Origin of the sequence: Thiohalocapsa halophila (genome assembly GCF_016583825.1) — a bacterium.
GTDB classification, from domain to species: domain Bacteria; phylum Pseudomonadota; class Gammaproteobacteria; order Chromatiales; family Chromatiaceae; genus Thiohalocapsa; species Thiohalocapsa halophila.
Window position 1 is genome coordinate 1 of record NZ_NRRV01000303.1, and the last position, 500, is coordinate 500.

1 pseudogene is annotated in these 500 nt (G+C 64.6%); it reads right to left on the minus strand.

Annotation, left to right across the window (positions count from 1 at the left end):
* A pseudogene (locus tag CKO31_RS26500) lies at positions 1 to 500 on the minus strand (heavy metal translocating P-type ATPase); the annotation flags it as partial.

The following is a 500-nucleotide window of genomic DNA, read 5'->3' on the forward strand; positions in this document are numbered from 1 at the left end:
CTAAGAAGTGCCCCAGCGACAGCAAGAAGTCGGTGAGATTCGCGGTATAGAGTTCGCCCCGGGCCGCCGACAGGCCGATTGCCAGTGCATCGAGGACTTCGACCTTGATGCCCTCGCGAATGAGGGTCTCGGTTCCGCGACCGATGGTCGAGGCAATATTGGCGCCCGTGAGCGCGATCTGGAGGGGCCGGCTCAACCAGGGGAGCGCCAGGATGGTGAGCGCGGAGATGACCATGGGGGTGATCTCGGGCTCGCGCGTCACACCCGTCCGCAGTCCGCCCTCGGGCGGTGGTGAATAGCCTTGTAGGCGCCGTAAGATCCGTTCGCGCGCGCCTGGCGTCTTGTCATAGTGCACCACCAGGGTGCGTGCAACTTGATTGGCGCGGGTGTGAGACACCTCGCTCAACGTGTCCATCCAGTCTTCGAGATCATCCGGAGTGGATCCCGGCGCGCCGAGTGCCGGGATTCGCAGCCGGATGCGGCCCGGAAGCTCATGTAGG